Annotated in this window: 18 protein-coding genes and 1 pseudogene; 3 read left to right on the top strand and 16 right to left on the bottom strand. The window is 56.2% G+C overall.

Annotated features, from left to right (window positions below):
* Positions 1–47: 47 nt before the first annotated feature.
* From ACXM2N_RS07230 to ACXM2N_RS07255, 6 genes are all read right to left on the bottom strand, one after another.
* On the bottom strand, positions 48–818 hold the full coding sequence (locus ACXM2N_RS07230) for a thioredoxin domain-containing protein (protein WP_458487316.1): 771 nt from the start codon (positions 816–818) through the stop codon (positions 48–50).
* A gap of 114 nt (positions 819–932) precedes the next feature.
* Positions 933–1295, bottom strand: a complete 363-nt coding sequence (locus tag ACXM2N_RS07235; protein WP_458487318.1) for a hypothetical protein — start codon at positions 1293–1295, stop codon at positions 933–935.
* Positions 1296–1380: 85 nt separating this feature from the next.
* Complete coding sequence (locus tag ACXM2N_RS07240) at positions 1381–3645, bottom strand: polyribonucleotide nucleotidyltransferase (protein ID WP_458487320.1); 2265 nt, start codon at positions 3643–3645, stop codon at positions 1381–1383.
* Between the two features lie 170 nt (positions 3646–3815).
* Positions 3816–4085, bottom strand: a complete 270-nt coding sequence (gene rpsO / locus ACXM2N_RS07245; RefSeq protein WP_458487322.1) for a 30S ribosomal protein S15 — start codon at positions 4083–4085, stop codon at positions 3816–3818.
* Positions 4086–4222: 137 nt separating this feature from the next.
* Positions 4223–5179: a nucleoside hydrolase gene (locus ACXM2N_RS07250; protein ID WP_458487324.1), complete on the bottom strand. Its 957-nt coding sequence runs from the start codon at positions 5177–5179 to the stop codon at positions 4223–4225.
* A 43-nt stretch (positions 5180–5222) separates the two neighbouring features.
* The gene (locus ACXM2N_RS07255) at positions 5223–6224 is read right to left on the bottom strand and encodes a bifunctional riboflavin kinase/FAD synthetase (protein ID WP_458487326.1); all 1002 of its coding nucleotides are present in this window, start codon (positions 6222–6224) and stop codon (positions 5223–5225) included.
* Positions 6225–6296: 72 nt separating this feature from the next.
* Between ACXM2N_RS07255 and truB the strand changes: the two genes are divergently transcribed.
* Positions 6297–7220, top strand: coding sequence for a tRNA pseudouridine(55) synthase TruB (gene truB, locus ACXM2N_RS07260; RefSeq protein WP_458487328.1), 924 nt, complete (start codon positions 6297–6299; stop codon positions 7218–7220).
* 89 nt (positions 7221–7309) lie between these two features.
* Here truB and ACXM2N_RS07265 read toward each other — a convergent pair whose 3' ends face one another.
* From ACXM2N_RS07265 to rimP, 9 genes and pseudogenes are all read right to left on the bottom strand, one after another.
* A complete protein-coding gene (locus ACXM2N_RS07265; RefSeq protein ID WP_458487330.1) occupies positions 7310–7969 on the bottom strand; it encodes a 4'-phosphopantetheinyl transferase family protein in 660 nt (219 codons plus the stop codon).
* Positions 7970–8766: pseudogene (locus ACXM2N_RS07270) on the bottom strand (metallophosphoesterase family protein).
* Between the two features lie 43 nt (positions 8767–8809).
* Positions 8810–10105, bottom strand: coding sequence for an MATE family efflux transporter (locus tag ACXM2N_RS07275; protein ID WP_458487332.1), 1296 nt, complete (start codon positions 10103–10105; stop codon positions 8810–8812).
* A gap of 76 nt (positions 10106–10181) precedes the next feature.
* On the bottom strand, positions 10182–11189 hold the full coding sequence (locus tag ACXM2N_RS07280; RefSeq protein WP_458487334.1) for a DHH family phosphoesterase: 1008 nt from the start codon (positions 11187–11189) through the stop codon (positions 10182–10184).
* 157 nt (positions 11190–11346) lie between these two features.
* Complete coding sequence (gene rbfA / locus ACXM2N_RS07285; protein WP_458487336.1) at positions 11347–11784, bottom strand: 30S ribosome-binding factor RbfA; 438 nt, start codon at positions 11782–11784, stop codon at positions 11347–11349.
* Between the two features lie 143 nt (positions 11785–11927).
* On the bottom strand, positions 11928–14819 hold the full coding sequence (gene infB / locus ACXM2N_RS07290) for a translation initiation factor IF-2 (RefSeq protein ID WP_458487338.1): 2892 nt from the start codon (positions 14817–14819) through the stop codon (positions 11928–11930).
* 179 nt (positions 14820–14998) lie between these two features.
* The gene (locus ACXM2N_RS07295) at positions 14999–15328 is read right to left on the bottom strand and encodes a YlxR family protein (RefSeq protein ID WP_458487340.1); all 330 of its coding nucleotides are present in this window, start codon (positions 15326–15328) and stop codon (positions 14999–15001) included.
* 340 nt (positions 15329–15668) lie between these two features.
* The gene (gene nusA, locus ACXM2N_RS07300; RefSeq protein WP_458487342.1) at positions 15669–16676 is read right to left on the bottom strand and encodes a transcription termination factor NusA; all 1008 of its coding nucleotides are present in this window, start codon (positions 16674–16676) and stop codon (positions 15669–15671) included.
* On the bottom strand, positions 16677–17234 hold the full coding sequence (rimP, locus tag ACXM2N_RS07305) for a ribosome maturation factor RimP (protein ID WP_458487344.1): 558 nt from the start codon (positions 17232–17234) through the stop codon (positions 16677–16679).
* A gap of 40 nt (positions 17235–17274) precedes the next feature.
* Here rimP and ACXM2N_RS07310 point away from each other — a divergent pair, with 40 nt between their 5' ends.
* On the top strand, positions 17275–18123 hold the full coding sequence (locus ACXM2N_RS07310) for a hypothetical protein (protein WP_458487346.1): 849 nt from the start codon (positions 17275–17277) through the stop codon (positions 18121–18123).
* A gap of 204 nt (positions 18124–18327) precedes the next feature.
* Positions 18328–20364 (top strand): MMPL family transporter, encoded by a 2037-nt coding sequence (locus tag ACXM2N_RS07315; RefSeq protein ID WP_458487348.1) that lies wholly within the window; start codon positions 18328–18330, stop codon positions 20362–20364.
* 270 nt (positions 20365–20634) lie between these two features.
* Here ACXM2N_RS07315 and ACXM2N_RS07320 read toward each other — a convergent pair whose 3' ends face one another.
* On the bottom strand, positions 20635–20766 hold the full coding sequence (locus tag ACXM2N_RS07320; RefSeq protein ID WP_458487350.1) for a hypothetical protein: 132 nt from the start codon (positions 20764–20766) through the stop codon (positions 20635–20637).
* Positions 20767–20786 lie beyond the last annotated feature (20 nt).

Raw genomic sequence — 20786 nt, forward strand, 5'->3', positions numbered from 1 at the left:
AGCGATCGCCCTGCGTTTTTCCTTAGGGGCTTGAAGGGGGACGTTGGTTAGAACTTCACCATATCTAGGACATCGCCGTCTTCGGCATCCTCAGGGGTTTCCTTCAACTCGTCGTTGACCCAGACCTGTGGGATGTAGTTGACGCCCTTCTCCGCTGCTGCGGCAGTGGCTGCATCTACCCAATCCTTGTACTCAAGCTTTTCAATCGCCGTCTTATCGGCGTCAGTCAACTCAATACCAGCGGCGAGGAGAGCCTCTTCGAGCGCGGCATCGTCAAGCTCAGAGGTGGTCTTCTCCGGACGGATCTTGTAAAGCTCCGCCTGCGCTGCAAGGAAACGCTCTGGGTAGTTGTTAGCCACCATGGCAAGGGCGTTCGCTGCCCTACCGGAGAAATTGTGGGTAGTACGAGGGCCTAGGTAGTTGACGGGAACCACGGTGACGGAGGCCCCATCCTCTAGCCACTCGGCAACGGATCCTTCCTCATCCATCGCCGCATGCAGATTCACGCAGTGTGGGCAGTTGAAGTCTTGGTAAATAGTTACGTTGTTTTTAGCGGCTTCGTCACCAAGAACGAAACCCGTCTCCGTCACCGTGACCGGTACGTCAGCGAGGGCATCCTCTGCAGCGGGTTCCGAAGATTTTGAAGCTTCCCTGGAGGAAGATTCTGGCGCTGCTGAAACAGTTTCCGTCTCAGTTTCAGTTGCCGTGACCATCACGGACTCAGTGGCGGTTTCCGTCACTGGCTCAGAGCTGGAGGAATCGCTACATCCGGCAAGGGCCAGTGCAATTACGGCCGCCGGAACGATGAACTTCTTCATGAGGGCACCTTTTAGGTAGGGATATTGGATTTCCTATCAACTCTAATTGATACATCACGCGTGTAAACGGAAACCATGACACATACAGTGTCTAGTTGGTCACTCGGCCCGTACCTATAGCCGCATAACGTGCAAGGTTGTGTGGCTGTTGTTTGTTGTGGGGTTTATCCGAAGGTTTTCTGCTGGCACCGAGCATGGCGAGCGGGTGCTGATTTCTTCTAGCAGGTAGCCCATAAACAGACACCCAGTACGCAAACGGTCCGCGTTTTCTACGCGCCCGTGGACCGTGGTGAGCACGGACAGGCAGAACCCATGTTCCATGGCTGCGTTGCGTGATTTGCGTTGGTGACTGGTGTACCGAGTCATGCCATAGAGCCATGTGGCGGTGAGTTCTTTCGCGACGTGTGGGGAGATGGTGTCAAAGTCCCAGTACTTGCGGCTGTGGGATAGGCGCAGCAACATGGCACCGCTGCTCATGGCGGTGAGCTAGCCATAAAAGTTGTTCACACGCAAAAAGCTGCTAGGCCTTTAAAGACCTAGCAGCTTAAGTCAACTGGGAAGTTTAGTTCTCTTCGTCCTTTACTAGACCAAGGGAAATCTTTCCGCGGTTGTCGATATCGAGAATCTCAACCTCGATCTTGTCACCAACCTTGACTACATCCTCAACTTTGTCGATGCGCTTGCCGCCACCGAGCTTGGAGATGTGAACCAGGCCGTCGCGTCCAGGTACCAGAGAGACGAACGCGCCGAAGGCGGTGGTCTTCACAACGGTGCCCAGGAAGCGCTCGCCAACCTTTGGCAGCTGTGGGTTAGCAATCGCGTTGATCTTCTCAATCGCAGCTTCAGCAGCCTCACCGGTGGTAGCGGAAACGTAGACGGTGCCGTCTTCCTCAATGGAGATATCAGCGCCGGTCTCTTCTACCAGCTGGTTGATGTTCTTGCCCTTAGGGCCAATAACCTCACCGATCTTGTTGACTGGGATGGTGATCGCGGTGATGCGAGGAGCAAGTGGGCTCATCTCATCTGGGCCGTCGATAACCTCAGCCATGGTGTCCAGAATGGTCAGGCGTGCATCGCGAGCCTGGGACAGGGCTGCGGACAGGACCTCGGAAGGAATGCCGTCCAGCTTGGTGTCCAGCTGCAGTGCGGTGATGAATTCAGAGGTACCTGCGACCTTGAAGTCCATATCGCCGAACGCATCCTCAGCGCCCAGGATGTCAGTCAGTGCAACGTAACGGGTCTCGCCGTCAACCTCGTCAGAAACGAGGCCCATAGCGATACCAGCAACAGGTGCCTTCAGTGGAACACCAGCGTTGTACAGGGACAAGGTGGATGCACAGACAGAGCCCATGGAGGTGGAGCCGTTGGAGCCCAGTGCCTCAGAGACCTGGCGAATTGCGTAAGGGAAATCCTCACGAGTTGGGATAACTGGAACCAGGGCACGCTCTGCAAGCGCACCGTGGCCGATCTCTCGGCGCTTAGGAGATCCAACGCGACCGGTCTCGCCAGTGGAGTATGGCGGGAAGTTGTAGTGGTGGATGTAACGCTTAGAGGTGGTTGGGCTCAGGGAGTCAATCTGCTGCTCCATCTTGAGCATGTCCAAGGTGGTGACGCCCATGATCTGGGTCTCGCCACGCTCGAACAAGGAGGAGCCGTGTGCACGTGGGATGAGATCAACCTCTACACCCAAGTCACGGATGTCGGTGACTCCACGACCGTCGATGCGGAATTCCTCAGTGAGAATCTTGTTTCGGACGATCTTCTTCATTACAGCGTTGTATGCTGCACGAATTTCCTTGGATGCGTTCTCGTTTCCTTCGAAACTTGGAAGCAATGCTTCCTCGATCTCATCCATGTATTCGTTGGTGGCTTCGTCACGATCCTGCTTAGCCTTGATGGTGAGAAGCTTGGCCAACTTCTTGGACGCCTTCTTTTCTACTGCGTCGTAGATGACCTCGCTGTATGCAGGGAATAGTGGGAATTCCTGGGTCTCCTTAGCGGCGCGCTCAGCAAGACCTGCCTGTGCACGACACAAAACCTCGATGAATGGCTTCGCAGCCTCAAGGCCTTCGGATACGATCTTCTCGGTAGGTGCAGGCTGACCAGACTTAACCTTCTCAACAACGCCCTCGGTGGCGCCCGCCTCAACCATCATGATTGCGACATCGTCAACGGTCTTCTTGCCTTTTTTCTTGCTTACGATACGGCCCGCTACGACGAGCTCAAACAGTGCCTTCTCGTGCTGCTCATGGGTTGGGAACGCAATCCACGTACCTTCTGGGTGCTTGTCATCAGCAACGAGCGCCATGCGTACGCCACCAACAGCACCAGAGACTGGCAGGCCGGACAGCTGAGTAGCTGCGGAAGCACCGTTAATAGCTACGACGTCGTAGTAATCCTCTGGGTTCATGGACAGAACAGTCACAACTACCTGAACCTCATTGCGCAGCCCCTTAACGAAGGTAGGACGCAATGGGCGGTCAATGAGACGGCATGCAAGGATAGCTTCGGTGGATGGTCGGCCTTCACGGCGGAAGAATGAGCCCGGAATACGACCAGCTGCGTACATACGCTCTTCAACATCCACGGTTAGTGGGAAGAAGTCAAAACCCTCACGTGGCTGATTGGAAGCCGTGGTGGTGGCTAGCAGCATAGTGTCATCATCTAGGTAGGTGGTGACAGATCCGTCCGCTTGGCGTGCGAGCTGACCGGTTTCAAAGCGAATGGTGCGGGTGCCAAAATCACCGTTGTCGATGGTGGCGATGGCTTCGGTAACACCGAATTCAGGATCTTCAAGAAACTCGATGTACTTACTTGCGTTGCTCAAATTTACGTCTCCTCTATTTCAGACGTTAGCCCTCTTCGACGGTCATCGGTGCCGTCTAAAATCGTTCAATTCATACTGGAATTTGCAACAGTCCCCTATCCTACATGAAAAAACCCGCACCACCAGCAATTAATGCTGTGATGCGGGTTATGTTCGCTTCAAGCTGTGTCTTATCGACGCAGACCCAGGCGAGCGATGAGGTCACGGTAACGCTCAACGTTGTTGTCAGCCAGGTACTTCAGCAGACCGCGGCGACGACCAACGAGAAGCAGCAGACCACGACGAGAGTGGTGATCGTGCTTGTGGAACTTCAGGTGCTCGGTCAGGGTGTTGATGCGAGAGGTCAGCAGTGCAACCTGTGCCTCTGGGGAGCCGGTGTCGGTCTCGTGCAGACCGTACTCAGCGAGGATGGACTTCTTCTGCTCAGTGGACAAAGCCATGAGTAGTACTCCTAAATGTTATTTCAGTCCACACTAAACATCGGGCAATTCATGCTACGCACAAATTCAGTTAAGAACTGCTGTGGACCGCAGTTACAGAAACCTTCGAAACTTTAACACACAAATCTTGCTTTGTGTTAGTTTTCCCCCGCTGCGACACGACCGATACGGGTCATGAACTCCCCAAGGAAGCGCTGCACGTCCACGGCCACAGCAACCTTTACGTTCTTGGTCGCGTCGTTAAGCCTAGTCTCATCGCCGATGGTGCGGCCGCGAGTCTCCCCCTCTGTATCAACCTTGAGGTTGATCGGAATGGTGGTGACCAAGCTTGGATCTACAGCCACGCCCACAGCTAGTGGGTCATGCAGGCCGCAGCCACCCAAGTGTGGCTCGATGGCATCGTACACCTTGATGTAGTAATCCGTGGCATCCGCGAGGAACTGCGCCTGCGGGGTGCCCAGCTCGCGCCACTTCTTAGTTTCCTCGTAGGTAAGCAGGGTCTGGAGGGTAACGTCCAAACCAATCATGGTGATGTCCGCGGCCTTGCGCACCATGATGTCCGCAGCCTCTGGATCCTGGTTAATATTCGCTTCAGCCCATGGAGCTACGTTGCCAGGAACGGTGAGGGCGCCGCCCATGAAAACGATGTGGGCATTGTCGGCGAAACTTGGGTCAGCATCGATCGCAGCGGCGATGTTGGTCATGGCGCCAGTTGGGATAATGATCAGGTCATCGCCGTACTTCTTTACAGATTCCACAAGGAAGTCCACCGCGGATTGCTCTTGGACAGACGCTGCAGCGTCCGCGATCTCGGCTTCACCAATGCCGTTCTTTCCATGGACGAATGCGGAGATCTCCAATACCTCGAAAGACTCCTTCGCACGTGCGTGCTCCACGCCAGCAAACACTGGGATGTCCGCGCGGCCAAACAGCTCTAACAGCGCTAAGTCATTACGTACGCCGTCCGCCACCAGCACGTTGCCGTACGTTGCGGTTACACCGATGACATCAAGCTCTGGGGAGCCAAGTGCGTATGCGAGCGCGAGGGCATCATCAATGCCGGTATCAAGGTCAAGGATGACTTTCTTAGTCACGAGGTCTCCTAAAAGCAGGTTTTATTTTTGCTAACAGCCTAGTTTATGGAAGTTCAATACCGGATGATTCCGCGTCTTTTGCCAGGATTTCGCGTGTCTTTTCTACGTCGCGCGCCATAGCCTCGAGCAGTTCATCCACACCATTGAACTTCTCCATGCCACGCACGAAGTCAACGAACTCCACGATCACCGTGTGACCATACAAGTCTGCGTGGTGATCCAATACGAAGGACTCAACGGAACGGCGTTCATCCCCGAAGGTAGGGTTATGGCCCACCGAGATCGCAGCTAGGTATCGGGTGTCATAATCCATATTGCCTTCTATGGGTGCGGAAGCACCCACACGCTTGACGCGAAGCCAGCCGGCGTAGACGCCGTCGGCGGGCAAGGCTACCGAGTCTGGGAAGTACAAATTGGCAGTGGGAAAGCCCAACTCCCTGCCACCACGGCCAGCACCACGGACAACCTCACCTTTAACGGAATGCTTGCGCCCCAAGGCCCAGTTAGCTTTCTGAATGTTGCTTTCCTTTAAGCTATTGCGGATCAGGGTAGAACAAATGACCTCACCGTTTTCCGCCAGCAGCTCCTTCACCGTCACCGCAACGCCGTACTTCTCCCCCAACTCTCGCAGAGTCTGGGTTGTTCCCTGCGCCTTATGACCAAAGGTGAAGTTTTCACCCACCACTACTTCCTTGGCGTGCAACGTATCCACCAACACCTGGCTGAAAAATTCCTCTGGGGAGAGGCTGGCCATGGACGCGTTAAAGTTCAGCGCCAACATGTTATCCACGCCCAAGCCACGGGCTAGGTCCGCGCGCTCACGCATTGTGCCCAGCATGGGTGGCATGATCTCCGGTCGCAGAATTGCTAACGGGTGCGGGTTAAAAGTGAGCAAAAGACTAGGCACGTCAAGTGCGCGTGCTCGCGTCACGGCGTGGTTAATGAGCGTCTTGTGCCCTCGGTGAATGCCATCGAACACACCGATGGTTACAACCGAGCCTTTGAGCGTTTCAGGTACGTCTTCAAATCCTTGCCAGATATCCACGCCTTACTAATTTACGCAATTTAAGCGACCAGTTGGGAATCTTCGGGGGATCTACACCTAGACTGTTGAGTTATGAGCGATCCTTTAGCGAACTCCGGTCTGGTTGTGGTGGACAAACCACAGGGCATGACCTCCCACGATGTAGTGGGCAAACTGCGACGTATCTTTGGCACCCGCAAAGTGGGCCACGCAGGCACCCTAGACCCCATGGCCACGGGTGTGTTGGTAGTGGGAATTGAGCGAGGAACCAAGTTCCTCGCTCACATGGTGGCCTCCACCAAAGCGTACGACGCAACCATTCGCCTAGGCGCAGCCACGGATACCGATGATGCAGAGGGCACGGTCATTTCCTGCACCTCCGCAGCTAAAGTAAACGATGAGGAGCTAGACGCTGAGATCGCGGCACTGACCGGCGAGATCCTGCAGAAACCCGCCAAGGTTTCTGCTATCAAAATTAACGGCAAGCGCGCCCACCAACTCGTCCGTGAAGGTAAGGATGTGGAGATCCCGGCGCGCCCGGTGACCGTGATGAGTTTTGTTGTGCATGACCGACGTCGCGTGAGTGAGCTAGATCCCGAGACCGGAGAGGCTTTCGAGTTCTATGACCTAGATGTATCCGTAGCCTGTTCTTCCGGCACCTACATCCGTTCCCTAGCTAGGGATCTAGGCGAGGCTCTGGGTGTGGGCGGGCATCTCACCGCGCTGCGCCGCACAGAGGTCGGTCCATTCACGCTGGCGGATGCCCGCACTCTGGAGGATCTGACAGAAAACCCGATGATGAGCTTGAGCTTGGATGAGGCGCTGATTCGCTCCTACCCTCGTTTGAACGTTACTGACGCTGAGGCCAAAGCGCTGGCTATGGGTAAGTGGCTGGAACCACGTGGCTTAAAGGATGTACACGTTGCCGTTTCCCCTCAGGGTGAGGCCGTTGCATTGGTTAAAGAGAAGGGAAAGCGGTTGTCCACCGTGTTCGTGGCTAGGCCGTCCACACTGTAGAGGCTTTGCTCGCTTGACCTGAACATAACGAGAAAGCCCGCCTGTTTTCACAGGCTCTTCGGTTTCTGGTTTGAGAATTGACTGGATGTTTAGGTCACTGCTGTGGTGGCGACCACGTAGCCGTCGTTTACGGCCCACTTGCCCTCAATGAACGGCACCGGCGTTGGTCTCACAAGTAGGTAGGAGACGAACGTGCCGTCATCACGTAGGTCGATCTCAGCCTGCTCGAATCCTAACCAGCGGTGTGTAAGAGGAAACCATGCTTTATAGGTGGCCTCTTTTGCACAGAACAAGAGTCGGTCGGCGCACTCGATGCCACGGGCTCGCAACCGCTCGATCTGCGGTAGCTCGCTCGCCCGGGCAATGGAGGCGAGCACACCGTCGGGTAGTGGCTCCGCCACTTCAGCATCCAACCCCATAGACCGCACAATTAACCGGGGCGCCACTACAGCAGCTCGAAAGCCCTCGGTATGGGTGAGGGAACCTGACACTGCAGCGGGCCACAGTGGCATTCCACGCTCGCCACGAAGGATGGGTTCGCCTGTGTCGCGGCCAAGTTTCTTCAGAGCCTCGTGTGCACACCAGCGGGCGTCACCAAACTCAGCCTTGCGCATGGTCACTGCGTGGGCAACCAAAGCACGCTCCAGCGGATGGAGGTTCTGAAAGTGGCCGAGGTCATCGTGGAGACGATCCGCTCTTATGAAGCTGAATTGGGAATATGCGGGAAACAAGGAGGCGTCGAGAACCATCTAGCCCACCTCCATGACTGGGTACGGCCACAGGCGATCTTCAGTATGTTGTTCCCATTCACGCGGATAACCCAGTGAGACTTCCACGTGCTTGACACCGTCTACTACTACTTCACCTGGCATGTGCAGGTGGCCGTACACCACCGCCTGCGCATCATAGCGCTGCGCCCACGTGCGGGTATGGCGGGTGCCACACCACAGGCCGATCTCCTTCAAGTACAGCTGATTTACTGGCTCCACCACCAGTGGCCAGTGATTGATCAAGATTGTGGGTCCAGTAATGCGAGACAGTCGCTTAATGGAGTAGGCCAAGCGGTCCCAACACCACGCGCGGATATCTACGAAAGGTGCGATAGCGAACTCGTCGGTGAGCATGATCTGCTTATCGCGCGCTGCCTGCACGGCTTGCTCAACGGTGAGGCCAGGGTGGCGAAATGAGTAGTCATACAAAGTAAACAGCGGAACGATGGTGACCCCACCAAAAACTGGGTACGGATCTTCTGGGGTGAGAACGTCAATCTTGCGGCAGCCCTCCACGAGTTCTGTGTACTTCTCGCGCCCTCGGCAGCGATCCGTGGATTTGGAGAACAACTCGTGATTACCTGGCACCCAGATCACTCGGGCGAAGCGTTTTCTCAGCTTATTGAGGACCTCTAGCACCAGTTCTGTGCGTTCTGCGACATCGCCAGCAACGATCAACCAGTCCGATGGATCCTTGGGCTGGATCTCGTCGATGCGGGGGTGTTGTTCTTAACGGCAGCGTGGAGATCAGCAACTGCCCACAGCGTTTGGGTCACGGCGATCCTCCTTCATATCTGCAGCACAATAATTGTATGTGCCTTACTCTACCCGTGCCCACTTCATGGACTGGAATCGCCACAGCACCGCCACCAGCCGCAACACGATGAACATCCCGAGGCCACACCATACGCCAATCAGTCCTGCATCCAGCGCCAGCGCCAACCACACCCCAGGCAAAAAGCCAACCAGCGCAGCACCCAAGGAAATATTGCGCAAATACGCTGCGTCCGATGCACCCAGTAGCACCCCATCAAGGGCAAAGACCACACCACCGATGAGAATCAGCGCTACGAGGATCCACCACGGCCCGGCTATGGTAGCCAGCACGCTGCCATCATCAGTAAACATCCGCGGGATCACGTGATAACCAGCTCCGAAGATGGCCGCCAACCCCAAGGAAATGGCTGACGTGTAGGCCACAGTTTTCACGCCCACACTACGCGCAGTGGCCACGGAGCCAGCTCCCAGCGCTGCACCAGTGAGCGTTTGTGCTGCAATTGCGAGCGCATCCAGCACAAGAGTTAGGAAGTTCCACAACTGCAACATCACTTGGTGTGCAGCCAGCGAGTCCGCACCGAAGCGACCTGCTACGGCAGCCGCGGAAATGAAGGAGACTTGGAAAGATAATGAGCGCAGGATGAGGTCTCGCCCCATAGCCAGCTGCTTCTTCATCACGACAAACTTGGGTGCCCACGATCCTTCATGCGCGCGAATGAGGCAAACCAGGAACAAGGTTGACGTGATGGCCATACAGATCAGCGTTGCCCACGCCGAGCCTTGCAAACCAAAATGCGACACCATAAAGGGAATCAACGCCGCACCTGGGATCACGCCAGCCAAGGTGAAGTACAGTGGCAGACGCGTGTTCTGGATTCCGCGCAACCAACCGTTACCGGCCATATCAATGAGCGCCATCGGAATAGCGAACGCAGCAATGCGTAACCATGTGGTCGCATGCTCAGCCACCTCATGAGACCCGGACAGCCACAGGCTAAACCACGGCGCACCCACCAGAATAATTAGTGCTAGTGCACTGCCCACAAAAATTGCGATCCACGTGGCCTGAACACCTTCCGCAACCGCCTCTTTGCGCTTGCCAGCTCCAAACAGCCGCGCACTGCGGGCAGTAGTTCCGTAGGAAAGGAAGGTCAACTGGGTAGAAACGGTTGAGAAGATCGTGGCAGCCGTACCCAGCGCAGCCAGAGAGATGCCGCCCAGCCTGCCCACGGCTGCGGTGTCAATAAGGAGGAACAGCGGCATGGCTACCAGAACACCGAGGGCAGGGATGGCTAGGGCTAAGACGCGTCGGGCAGATACTGTTTCAGTCACCGTCACGACGTTAGTTGAACTAGTGAACGGATCCAACAAAGCATGCCAACCACCCGAAATGCTGGCACATCACGCAACTACATCAGTAGAATTGCGCAATTGTATCCAGAATCTCGCGGGTAACCGATTCTTCGTCACCATATGTAGTGTATCCCGATGCTGAGAGGTGCCCGCCTCCACCTAGCGCCTTGGCCACTTGAGCCACGTTATAGTTATCGGCACGCAACGACACTGTAAACTCGCCCGGCGTGTATTCCTTGAATACCACGTAGATATCACCGTCATCGGCTCCGCGAATCATGCCAGCTATGCGCTCAACCGCCGCGTGCCTGTGCCCCTCAATGCGACGGTGTTTAGCCATAGCGACCACTATGGTTAGGCCACCAAGATTATAGGTGCGCAGCTTGCGCAGAACGCGGCCGATCATAATGAGATCTGAAACGCTGCCGTCATCAAACAGTTGCGCTGAAATTGTAGGAATATCAAGTCCGGTGTTTACCAACTCCAGGGCTGTAGAGTGCATCTTGGGCCTGCCCCAGCGGAAGCCGGAGGTATCAGTGGCTAGCCCCGCATACAGTGCGTGCGCCAGATCCTGGGTGAGTTCGATATCGAAGTGCCGAAACCACTCGCGCAGCACGCACGTGGTTGCAGCGGCTTTCCGGTCAATCATGTCCACGCCACCAAAACCGGGGTTGGTTTCATGGTGATCCACCACAATCACCGCCGACGGATCCGCCAGCAGTGCCTCCTCTAGGTAACCCGTGCGCGAGGACGCGCCACAGTCCACTACGATGTGAAGATCGGCCTCCGGTAGCTCATGCGCCAAGGAAATGGCGTCTGCACCTGGAATACTACGCAGCCCTTGGTCAATGGGGTGATCTTGACCAATGAGACCGTGACCGACTTTACCCAGCTGATTCAGGACGTTGAGAACTGCACACACGCTGCCAATGGCGTCGGCGTCTGGGTTGATGTGGCCAATCACGTTGACGGTACGGGCATTATCCAGCAACTCTGTCGCTTCAACGAAGGATTTGATGAGTTCTTCGCCCACATGCTCCCCGTACGTTGGCGAGTTAATAATGCTCATGGTCATCCCCTTGACTTGTATGCGCTGTCATTTATTGTGCCTTAATTGTGATCGCGGTGCAGAAAATTCTAACGAAATTTCACAATGCGAAAAACGGGGAGTTCCCTTTTTCTGAGACTCCCCATTTCACTCACTATGCTGTTTCGACTGAGAGGGACTAGTCCTCTTCAACCGTCTTGTAAGGATTAGGGTCTCCCACTGGTTGTGCGCCTTCACGCATCTTGGCTAATTCCTCATCGCGAGCGCGGGCGCGTGCTAGAAGATCCTCCATGTGCGCGGAGGCTTCTGGGACGGAGTCGTACTCAAAGGCAAGCGTGGGGGTAAAACGCACATTAAGCTGATCTCCAACAATCTTGCGCAGCTGGCCCTTGGCACGATGCAAAGCCTCCGCAGCGGCTTCTAAGTCCGGATCTTCATTAATGTTCTTGCCACGCACGGTGTAGTACACCGTGGCATCGTGGAGATCACCTGTCAGGCGGGTATCTGTAATTGTCACGTACTCCAAGCGACGATCCTTGATCTGTAGCTCAATTGCAGACGCGACGATCTGCTGAATGCGCTTTGCTAGGCGGCCTGCGCGTGCTTTGTCAGACATTTTTCCCCTTTAATCTCACTAAAAACTAACACTGGTAATGATACAGAAAACCCGGCTACTCCCCTATCCGGGGCAGAAGCCGGGTTTAGCAGCTACCATGGCCTCACTGAGCGCGGTAGCACCTTAAACTGCGGATGCAGATCCTAATCGCGAGGAACCTCAACCTGCTCGAATACCTCGATGATGTCACCTACCTGAATGTCAGGGTAAGACAGCACCATACCGCATTCGTAACCAGCAGATACCTCAGTAACATCGTCCTTCTCACGACGGAGAGAATCGATGGTCGCCTTGTCTGTGACCACAGAGCCATCGCGCAACAGTCGGACGGTTGCATTGCGACGAACCTTACCGGTCTCCACCATGCAACCTGCGATCAGGCCAACAGCGGAAGCCTTGAAGATCGCACGAATCTCTGCACGGCCAACTTCTCGCTCCTCGTAGATTGGCTTGAGCATGCCCTTGAGAGCCTGCTCCACATCTTCGAGGGCACGGTAGATGACGGTGTAGTAGCGAACGTCTACGCCCTCAGCGTTAGCCTCCTCGGTGGCCTTACCCTCGGCACGAACGTTGAACGCGATGATAACTGCGTCAGATGCAGCCGCGAGGGAAACGTTGGTCTGGGTGACAGCACCTACACCGCGATCGATGATGTTGAGCTCTACTTCATCATCAACCTCGATCTTCAGCAGAGCTTCTTCCAGTGCTTCCACGGAACCAGCATTGTCGCCCTTCAGGATCAGGTTCAAGGTAGAAGTTTCCTTGAGCACAGAATCCAGGTCCTCGAGGGATACGCGCTTGCGGGTCTTGGCGGCCAGTGCATTGCGCTTACGAGCGTTGCGCTGGTTAGCGATCTGACGAGCCACGCGGTCATCTTCAACCACGAGCAAGTTGTCACCTGCACCAGGTACGCCGTTCAGGCCCTGCATCTGGACTGGGCGGGATGGGCCCGCTTCTTCCACGTCATTGCCCCACTCGTCGACCATGCGGCGCACACGTCCGTATGCGTCACCGGCAACAACGGAATCGCCAACACGCAGAGTACCGCGTTGAACGATAACGGTAGCCACTGGGCCTCGACCACGGTCAAGATGAGCCTCAATAGCAACACCCTGTGCGTCCATATCTGGGTTCGCACGCAGGTCCAAGGAAGCATCTGCGGTCAGCAGAACTGCCTCGAGCAGGCCCTCAATGTTGATGCCCTGCTTAGCAGAGATGTCAACAAAGAGGTCCTCGCCGCCATATTCCTCAGGAACGAGGCCGTACTCGGTGAGCTGACCACGGATCTTCTCAGGGGATGCACCTGGCTTATCAATCTTGTTCACGGCAACCACGATTGGCACGTCTGCGGCCTTAGCGTGGTTGATTGCCTCAACTGTCTGTGGCATAACGCCGTCATCTGCGGCAACAACCAGAACTGCGATGTCCGTTGACTTAGCACCACGTGCACGCATTGCGGTGAAGGCCTCGTGGCCTGGGGTATCCAGGAACGTGATCTTGCGGTGCTCGCCCTCATGCTCCACCTCAACCTGGTAGGCACCGATGCCCTGCGTAATGCCGCCAGCCTCATCGGAACCAACGTTGGTCTTTCGGATGGTATCGAGCAGTCGGGTCTTACCGTGGTCAACGTGACCCATGACGGTAACAACTGGAGGACGCGCAGCAAGTTCTTCCTCGCCGCCCTCATCGTCGCCGAATTGCAGATCGAAGGACTCAAGCAGCTCGCGATCCTCGTCCTCAGGAGAGACGACCTCGACCTTGTAGTTCATCTCGTCGCCCAGTAGCTCGAGGGTCTCCGCGCTTACGGAAGCCGTTGCGGTAACCATCTCACCCAAGTTGAAGAGTGCCTGAACCAACGCTGCTGCATCTGCGCCGATCTTCTCAGCGAAGTCGGACAGAGACGCTCCCTGAGCGAGGCGAACGGTTGCACCCTTGCCATCTGGCAGACGTACGCCGCCGACGACGTTAGGTGCCTGCATTGCCTCGTACTCGTTGCGCTTCTGGCGCTTCGACTTACGCCCCTTGCGTGGCGCGCCACCTGGGCGACCGAAAGCACCAGCGGTGCCACCACGACGTCCGCCACGGCCACCGCCGCCACCTGGGCGACCGCCGCCGAAGCCACCTGGGCCTCCGCCATTTGCGCCACCGTTGCCACGTCCGCGGCCGCCACCAGGGCCGCCCGCGGAACGGGAAGGCATCTGGCCTGGGCTTGGGTGGTTAGGCATCATCGCTGGGCTTGGACGACGCCCGCCATCCTGACGCGCTTGTCCACCCTGGGCGCCACGATCCTGACGCTGTCCACCCTGGCCTTGACCTGGGCGTGGTCCGCGACCTTGGCCGTTATCACCTGGACGTGCTCCTGGACGGCCTGCGCCACCGCGTCCGCCTGGGCGTGGACCTCGGCCTTCGCCGCCTTGTCCCTGTCCGCCAGGACGTCCGCCTGGTCGTGGGCCACCACCTGGGCGAGGAGTGCGCTCACCGCCGCCGGTGGAGAATGGGTTATTTGCCACGCGTGGGCGGCCACCTGGCTTCGCACCTGGGCGGGCTTGTGGGCGTGGCATAGCACCTGGAGTTGGTGCAGCTGGCTTTGCGCCTTCGCCTGCCTGAGGCTTTGCAGCCTGTGGCTTTGGCGCAGCAGGCTTTGCTGCCTCACCAGGCTTAGCAAACGTTGGGGCTGCTGGCTTAGCCGCCCCTGGGGTCGGCTTAGCAGCTTGTGGCTTTGGCGCTGCTGGCTTGGCCTTTTGCGCAGCTCCAGGTTTTGGCGCAGCCGGCTTTGCAGCAGGCTTAGGCGCTGCTGGCTTAGCAGCTGGCTTCTTTGTGTCCGCTGCGGAAGTCTTCTTCTCGTCCTTCTCGGCTGGCTTCTCGCCACCGCCGATGGACTCATAGTGCGCCTTCATCTTCTTGACCACTGGAGGTTCAATGGTAGACGATGCGGTCTTGACGAACTCACCCTGCTCCTTGAGGGTAGCGAGTAGTTCCTTGCTGGTTACACCAAGCTGCTTAGCGAGCTCATGTACACGTAGCTTTCCGGGCACTTTTCTCCTATATGTTTCAAGCGGAGATAAAGTTCGAACGCTGATCGCGCCCAGAAAGCCCGAGCGCTTCAGTAGTTCGACTTCTCCGCCAAGATGTACTTGACGTTCATCGCTGATGCTGCTTCATCGTGTGCTCATCAGTGTTGTAGTCTTCCTTATAATTATCGGGGTCATGATGACTAGCTCTCCTCCTTGAAGGACAGCTCCTCTAGGTACTTGCGTACTTGACCTGTATCCACTGGCGTGGACACCCTGCGCAGCGCACGCACAAAAGCTCGACGCTGCACTGCTAGCTCAAGGCTGGAAATATTCGGTTCAATCCAAGCGCCACGCCCAGGCAGCCTGCGCTGCGGGTCCGGCAGGATTATCGCGGGATCGTCTTGGCAGACAACCACGCGCAAAAGCTGTGATTGTGGGTACTTCTTGCCCGTCGCGATGGAGGTACGAATTGGTTCGCTCGGGCCACAAACGGATGAGCTGCTGCTAACTCGCTTGATGTTTCCACCCATGCTTTCCACATCGACGTATTAGTTCCATCGCTGAGCTTCTCAAGCCCCGCACGATCACCTCGAACCAAAAATTAAGCGCCACCATCCCGCAACGATCGAGTGACGTAGGCAGCTTAAAATTCCTAGCTCTTAGGCCACTGACCCAGTGTACGCTACATGCTGCCGTTTTATCCACTTTCGGACTCGAACACGCATCGGGGTAAAAAACCGGCCGCGCAGAGTAACTTTCTAACCGGCCTAGGAACTTGGAGCGCCATTGAGGTCACTAAAGCTAGAAACGGCAACCAACACTAAAAGGCCTAGTCCCCTCAGAACTAGGCCTTTCAATTAATGACGCAGCTTAATCTGCTGCGGAATCGGAACGGATGTCGATCTTCCAGCCGGTGAGGCGGGCAGCAAGTCGGGCATTCTGGCCCTCCTTACCAATTGCCAAGGAAAGCTGGTAGTCCGGAACGGTGACACGTGCTGTCTGTTCCTCCTCGCTGATCACCTCAACGTGAACGACCTTGGAGGGAGCTAGTGCGTTACCTACGTAGACTGCAGGGTCCTCAGAGTAATCAATGATGTCGATCTTCTCACCACCAAGCGCAGACATGACGTTGTTCACTCGCTGACCGCGCGGTCCGATGCACGCGCCCTTTGCATTAACAGACTTCTTGGTAGCGCGCACCGCGATCTTAGAGCGGTGGCCAGCCTCACGGGCGATGGACACGATTTCAACAGAGCCGTCCGCAACCTCTGGGACTTCCAGCTCGAATAGGCGGCGGACCAGTTCTGGATGGGTGCGTGACAAATTGATCTGTAGCTGGCGAGGGTTGTTACGGTTCACTCCCACCACGTAGGTCTTCACACGATCACCGTGGACGAGCTTCTCTCCTGGGATCTGCTCTGCTGGCAGGAGGATGCCGTCTTGGCCCTCGATTTCCGTGCCCAGGTGAACAACTACAATTCCGCGCGCATTCGCCTGCGCATCTGCCTGCACCAGACCGGACACAACAGTGCCCTCGTACTGAGAGTAGGAGTCATACGCTTGGGAAGTGGACTGCTCGCGCATACGACGCACGATTGCGTCGCGTACAGCGGACGCGCCTACGCGGGAGAAGTTTTCTGGGGTGTCATCGTATTCAGAAGTGACGTTGCCGTCCTCATCGAGTTCGGAAACAATGACGGTCACTTCACCAGTGTTCGCATCAATATCGACGCGGGACTTGCGGCCCTCAGACTTTGGGTTTTCCTTGTAATCGAGGTAGGCATACAGCAGAGCATTTGCAATGGTGCCCAAGAGGTCTTCTACCTCAATACCTGCCTGCTCTTCAATCGCCTTGAGTGCATGGACGTCGATATTCACTTATTTGATCCTCTCGCCGTATTCCACGGCTTCTTCGTACGACATGGCAGCGAGATCAGCCTCTACTGCCGGTGCTTTTGCGAATTCAATTTCTACCACGGCGCCAGACACTTTTTCCAGTGATACAGGCTGAACCACCTGCTTTTTACCCTCTTTGCCGATCAAGATCACATTTTCCTGTGCCCCATCGAGCGATCCCACACGCCAAATGCTCTTCTTGCCCACCTCATCGCGCACGGCCACCAAGCGGCCAGCGTTGCGGCGCCAGTGACGTGGCTGCGTCAGCGGAAGATCCACACCAGGGGTTCCCACCTCGAGGGTGTAACCCGGGCCAAAGTTGAGGGTGCCGGCATCCTCTAGCTCATCAAAGTGCTTCGACAAATCGCCTGAGAGCTTCTCCAACGTATCTGAGTTCACGTGACTATCACAGTCCACGGAGATAGCGACAACAGATTTCTTACCCGCACGAGAAATCTTTATGCCTTCTAAGTCAAGCCCGTAGTGGCCGAGAATTTCGTCCACTGCGTCGGTCAGTTGTTCTTCAGTTGGAAATGCCATGGGAACATCCTACCCATTTTCAGGTATAGAATGCTTCACCGTGACTATCTCTCGCTCCGTGATTCTGCCCGCTCTCCTTACAGTAACCTTCGCCTTGGGTGGCTGCAGCCTACGTGCAACGCCGGAGCCTGACCCCACACTCGTCTCACTTTTGCGTTCCGCCACCGCCGACGGGCGCACCGAAGACGCCACGGCAATTGAGAATGAGATCTATCGCCTGTGTGGCAAGCTTGACGACGGCACCACACCAGAATCATGCCGCGATCCATTGACCAGCCAGGAGGGCGTCGCCCCTCCGGGCGCTAACCCGGCACAGTTCATTCTCGATAGCATTGCCACTGTCCCACAGGAGTCAATGGGCGTGGTAGTTCCACTGTTCACCAACTTAGCTGCGACGGGTCACGCGATTCCGCCCATCCACGCCGCAGACCTCTCGGAAGCTACAAACACCGAGGCATCAAAAGAAGATCTTCTCAAGGATGCCGAGTTCGCCACCAAGGCCTTAGAACATGAGCTTGCGGCCAAATATGGTCTAGGCGTTGCCGTTTCTTTTGCGGATCAGCCCACCCGTGAACGTATTCAGGCAATGATCGATACTCGACAGCATCGCATAGAGACCCTGGAATCCGCCCTCTCATCCTCCGAGGCGTTCCACACTGCGGAATTAAACGACGTGCAGGCACCACCTGCCGGTGACGCCGCTTACTCCCTAGAGCAGTACACTCAACCCACCAACCAAGCCGCAGCGGAGGTTTTCCTGCGGGAACTTGCCACCGATGACCGCACTTTTTGGGAAAACGCTGCCGCAAGCGCCACTACTGCTTCTTGGCGGTACCAGTCCCTCGTCACTGCCGGCAACGCAGCGAAGACCGCTGAATCCGTACGATGACACCCACACCGGCAGCAACGTTACTTACGAAATCACATACTGAATAGGATCAGATCACCACAAACCCCACAATCTCACGGTTGTGTGCAACCTTGTTCTGTGACACCATGGCTGTATCTAGTATTGCGTGCGGAGCACTATTTTCGGCAGGCGATACTTCCTAGTAATTACTGCACATTATCTATCTACGACAAGGCAGACACTGTGGGATCAAGCACCCTCAAGACTAAGAAGCCCGATGAAGAAAACAAGGGCGAAGAAAAGATCGGCTGGATTAAGCATTCCCGCCTGATCGCACTCATCATGCTCATCGTTGGTGGAGCCCTGATGAGCATTGGCTCATTGGACACCCCGAGCTCCAAGCTGATCGGTCTGCCAAAGGGCTCAGACTCCGCAGCTGTGGCTGAGGTCATGGAGAACATGCCAGATGAGGGCGGCAACCTCGCTCTCGTGCTCATTTCCAACGATGAGGGTGTGGACATGGCTGACATGCCACGCATCCAAGAAATTACCGGCACTAAAGCGGTTATACCGTCCGAGGATGGCAACGCGTTCTTGGCTCCAGTCCAAATTGATCAGGGAAGCCAGCAGGAATCCGCTGGTTTCGTTAACGATCTCCGCGAAAACCTGGCCAATGAGCTCGGTCAGGACTACACCACTCAAGTGACCGGGCCTGCAGCTATTGCGGCGGACCTAGCCAACGTGTTCGAGGGCGCTAACTTCACCCTTCTAGCACTGACCGCGGGCATTGTTGCGGTCCTCCTCATTGTGACCTACCGCTCCCCTGTACTGTGGCTCATCCCTTTGTTCGTTATCGCTATTGCTGACCGTCTAGCAGCAACCAGCTTCGCCTACATCCTCGATGGACTGGGGATGGGCTGGGATGACTCCACGTCCGGTATCCTGTCCGTTTTGGTCTTTGGTGCTGGCACCAACTACGCCCTGCTCCTTATCTCTCGCTACCGTGACGAGTTGACAAACTACAAGTCCCGCTTCGCTGCCATGGCGGCAGCTTGGAAACCAACTGCACATGCAGTTGTGGCGTCTGCATTCACCGTTGCTATCGGCGTTGCTTGCTTGCTGCTGTCAGCAACCCCAGCGACTCGGGGTCTAGGCTTGTCTTCCGCATACGGCGTCCTTATTGCCATGCTGTTCGTTCTGTTTGCACTTCCTGGTGCACTTGTTGCTTTCGACCGTTGGATTTTCTGGCCACAGAAACCCAACTACGGTGACAAGGTTGAGCACAAGCTCTGGGACAAGGTTGCTCACACCATGGTCAAGAAGCCAGTCGTACTTGCGATCGTGTCCTTCATTGTTCTTGCCATCGCCTCGCTTGGCGGCCTTGGCATGAAGGTCGGACTGAGCCAGGAGGAACAGTTCCTGGACACTCCAGAGTCCATTTCCGCGGCTGCAGATTTGGAGCGTTACTTCCCTGACCAGGGAGCAACACCTGCAAACATCATCACCAAGGATCCGGAAAATGTCACCACTGTCCTTGAGGAAGCCGGTGCTACTGTAAACCCTGCTGGGGAAGGCGACGGCTACACCGTTCTTTCCGCCACCGGACTGGAGACCCCAGAGTTCCGCGCTGCGCTCGAGGGGACCGACGCGAAGGTGGGCGGTCCAGACGCTGAGTTGCTGGATAAAACCGATTTTGCTGCCGACGACCGCATGATCATCTTCCCACTGGTTCTGGTACTCGTTACCGTCCTGCTGGGCTTCCTGCTGCGTGCCGTTGTGGCACCTATTGTCATGGTAGCCACCGTGATCGCCACCAATCTTGCAGCGCTGGGTATCGGCTGGTTTGTCTTCACCCAGTTCCTGGGATTCGATTCCCTGGCTGAGACCACCCCGCTGTATTCCTTCGTATTCTTGGTGGCTCTGGGCATTGACTACAACATCTTCCTCGTCACCCGAGCCCGTGAGGCGGCAAAGACCGATCCGGAAGACGGCATGCGTGGTCACGTCATCACGGCGCTCTCTACCACCGGTGGCGTCATCACCTCCGCAGGCATCCTGTTGGCGTCCGTTTTCGCCGCGCTGGGTATTCTTCCACTCGTCGCGCTGGCTCAGATCGGTGTGATCATCTTTGTGGGCGTCCTGCTGGACACCTTCGTTGTGCGTACCGTCCTCATGCCTTCGCTTATGCAGCTACTAGGAGAAAAGTTCTGGTGGCCAGGCAACCCGTCCAAGGAGAAAGTGTCTGAGGAAGAAAAGCGCCGCGCCGAACTCGGTGTGTAGTACACACGCGTAGAAACTAACAGAGCCCAGTTCATTCCTAGTGAATGAACTGGGCTCTTTACGTGCCGCCGCTCGCAGAGTGTCCAGCTGAAGCCTCGTTTCTTTAGGATTTCCGTGAAGTGCTCTGCTTCGGACACGTCAGCGCAACCCGATGGATATTGACATGACACGTGAAGTGTCCCATCGTGGATCGATGCGCACAGCTAGAAAATTCCTGCGTGCAGGTAGTCCATCCGTGGCAGTATCCGTTGCTCCCCGTAGAGCTCTGCGTCAGCCAAGACCCAGTGAGGTAAGGCAGCGGTTAATACCTGCAATGGGAAGAATGCTTGCGACCAGCTTCTCTGAGTCCCCACCGGACCATACGGATATCAGCACACCGCCACCTAGGATTGGTCGGCTCATCGACACCCTTCGCTACACAC

The sequence above is a fragment of the Corynebacterium sp. ZY180755 genome (assembly GCF_054331495.1).

Excerpts from the sequence above, each read along its gene's own strand:
- ACXM2N_RS07295 (WP_458487340.1), bottom strand. The coding sequence starts at position 15,328 with ATGGGTGGAAACATCAAGCGAGTTAGCAGCAGCTCATCCGTTTGTGGC.
- ACXM2N_RS07230 (WP_458487316.1), bottom strand. The coding sequence starts at position 818 with ATGAAGAAGTTCATCGTTCCGGCGGCCGTAATTGCACTGGCCCTTGCC.
- rpsO (WP_458487322.1), bottom strand. The coding sequence starts at position 4,085 with ATGGCTTTGTCCACTGAGCAGAAGAAGTCCATCCTCGCTGAGTACGGT.
- ACXM2N_RS07265 (WP_458487330.1), bottom strand. The coding sequence starts at position 7,969 with ATGGTTCTCGACGCCTCCTTGTTTCCCGCATATTCCCAATTCAGCTTC.
- rimP (WP_458487344.1), bottom strand. The coding sequence starts at position 17,234 with ATGGCATTTCCAACTGAAGAACAACTGACCGACGCAGTGGACGAAATT.
- ACXM2N_RS07235 (WP_458487318.1), bottom strand. The coding sequence starts at position 1,295 with ATGAGCAGCGGTGCCATGTTGCTGCGCCTATCCCACAGCCGCAAGTAC.
- truB (WP_458487328.1), top strand. The coding sequence starts at position 6,297 with ATGAGCGATCCTTTAGCGAACTCCGGTCTGGTTGTGGTGGACAAACCA.
- ACXM2N_RS07280 (WP_458487334.1), bottom strand. The coding sequence starts at position 11,189 with ATGAGCATTATTAACTCGCCAACGTACGGGGAGCATGTGGGCGAAGAA.
- ACXM2N_RS07320 (WP_458487350.1), bottom strand. The coding sequence starts at position 20,766 with ATGAGCCGACCAATCCTAGGTGGCGGTGTGCTGATATCCGTATGGTCC.
- rbfA (WP_458487336.1), bottom strand. The coding sequence starts at position 11,784 with ATGTCTGACAAAGCACGCGCAGGCCGCCTAGCAAAGCGCATTCAGCAG.